Origin of the sequence: Streptomyces sp. MK37H (assembly GCF_018035285.1) — a bacterium.
Classification (GTDB): domain Bacteria; phylum Actinomycetota; class Actinomycetes; order Streptomycetales; family Streptomycetaceae; genus Streptomyces; species Streptomyces endocoffeicus.
The window spans coordinates 1-1,989 of record NZ_JAAAYH010000772.1 but is presented as its reverse complement, the minus strand read 5'-3'; the positions used below and the strand labels follow the sequence as shown (position 1 = coordinate 1,989).

At 71.8% G+C, this 1,989-nt stretch carries 3 protein-coding genes; 2 read left to right on the top strand and 1 reads right to left on the bottom strand.

Annotated elements, in window-relative coordinates:
• Together GWI24_RS43755 and GWI24_RS43750 are read left to right on the top strand one after the other, a co-directional pair.
• The coding region (locus GWI24_RS43755) for a primase C-terminal domain-containing protein (protein ID WP_374103415.1) at positions 1-267 on the top strand (267 nt) is incomplete at its 5' end.
• A gap of 430 nt (positions 268-697) precedes the next feature.
• Complete coding sequence (locus GWI24_RS43750) at positions 698-1,495, top strand: hypothetical protein (protein WP_210951570.1); 798 nt, start codon at positions 698-700, stop codon at positions 1,493-1,495.
• Positions 1,496-1,625: 130 nt separating this feature from the next.
• Here GWI24_RS43750 and GWI24_RS43745 read toward each other — a convergent pair whose 3' ends face one another.
• The gene (locus tag GWI24_RS43745; RefSeq protein WP_210951571.1) at positions 1,626-1,952 is read right to left on the bottom strand and encodes a helix-turn-helix domain-containing protein; all 327 of its coding nucleotides are present in this window, start codon (positions 1,950-1,952) and stop codon (positions 1,626-1,628) included.
• Positions 1,953-1,989 lie beyond the last annotated feature (37 nt).

Genomic DNA, 1,989 nt, shown 5'->3' with positions numbered 1-1,989 from the left:
CCCGGCCCGCCGTTCCCCGAGCCGCGTCCCGCGGCGCTGGAGGGGCTCGTACGGTTCGTCCGTGCCTCACGGGAGGGCCAGCGCAACGACCGGCTGTTCTGGGCCGCCTGCCGCGCCTACGAGACGGGCGCGGGGCCGGAGTTGGCCCCCGCCCTGATCGAGGCCGCGCTCGACACCGGCCTGCCCCCGCGCGAGGCCCGCGCCACCGTAGCCTCCGCGGCCCGCAGCGCCGCCCGCCACCTCCAGCCCCCGGACGCGTGTGCCTGACGCCTGGCCTGATGCCCGGTATGCCCCCTGGGCGGGATGAACGGAACAGAGGCGGCAGACGTATCGCAGGACGCCAGAGGCGGCGCGATCCAGCGGTACGCGGACAGTGAGCCGTGCGCTACGGGAACGAGGAGCACTATCGTGACCATGCGACGAGGCGCTCCGCACAGGAGCCGGAAGGCGCAGTAACCGGAAGGCGCAGGGACCGAAACGCGTAGGAACCAGGCGACGCGGGGACCGAACGGCGCAAGAACCACACGCCCACTCGCCGGTGCTTCCGCCCTCGAGGCGGACAGTGAAGGGATGCCCGCTCTCCCCGTGATCGGTGCCCCGTGACCGGTGCTTCGGCACCGGTGCTCCGTGACCGGCGCCCGGTGACCGGCCGACCGCCTCCGGCGCACCGGCACCAAGGCGCGATCAGGGGGGAGCATTGCACGAGCTCTACGCACAGGGCTGGTTCGCGGATGCCGCGTTACCCATAGGGGTCTGCGCGCTGGTCACCTGGATCTCGCTGGTCCACCGTTTCGCCGACAAGGGCCGCCTGCTGGGGACCGTAAGGTCCGCGTCGCTGTGCTGCGGAATCATCGCCTGCACCTGCGCGGCGGCGCTGCTCACCATCGCCCTGCTGCTGCCGCACGCCGCCGATGTGCCACCCGCCGTGGCCGCTGCCGCCGCGGGCGGGGCCCTGGCGCCTCGCGTCCGTCAGCAGCAGAACCAGCAGTCCACGCCGCCCTTCGTGGCCGTGATCACGCTGGGCATCGCGGTGCTGCTGAGCGAGCTGGAGCGGCGGCTGGTCCACGACATGTACCTCCACTGCCACCGCCTGGTCAGGGACTTCGAGAACGTGGCCCAGCTGCGCATGTTCGCCTTCGAGGCCCGCCTCCACCTGCGCGGCTGCACCCCCGCGACCAAGGACCGGACGACGATCAACACCCTGTATGAGGAGGTGGACCAGCTCCTGGACGACGCGGCCAAGGTCGAGGCCGACATCGAGGCGAAGTGCCGGCAGCGCGAGGTCCAGGAGTTCCCGCCGGAGCTGCACGCCCCGACCCGGGAGGAGGCGGAGGACCGCCGTCAGACCCTGGCGATGGCCATGGACGCCTGCGTACGGATGCTGGAGTTCGGCTACCGCACCGGGAAGCGGAGCGGCGACCGCGAGCTCATGCGGCTGCGGGACGAGGCGCTGGCGGTACGCCCCCTCGCCACGACGGACGCCTCGCACCCCTGACGTGGCTCGGCCCCCAGACGCGGCTCGCGCCCCTGACGCGCCTCGCACCCCCGACGTGGCGCCGCACACCGCACACCACGACGACGCCCGTCAGGGAAGCACCCCGCGCACCCCGCGCACCCCGATGCCTTCAAGGAGCGTAGACAAAGGCATCGGACCCATCGCCCAGCCCAAGCGGCCGCCGAGCCCCGTCCTCCTTGGGCTCCACAAAACTGATCTTGATGTCCAGCTCCAGCGCATCGGCCACGGCAGCGAGGCTGCGCAGCGTCAGGTTCTCGTCCCCGGAGAGGATTTGGCTCACTCGTCCCGGGCTGACGTCCATGAGTCGGGCGAGGTCAGTGCGGCTCATGCCACGCTTGCCCAGCAACCCGGCGACCTCCACAGTGGCCTGACGCGCCAACCGCGCCCCCGTGTGGTCGGCAGCCTCCGCCTTCGCACCTTTGCTCTTCCACGGCACGCTCAATCAACCTCCTAGCGCATGGTGCCGACCTCGG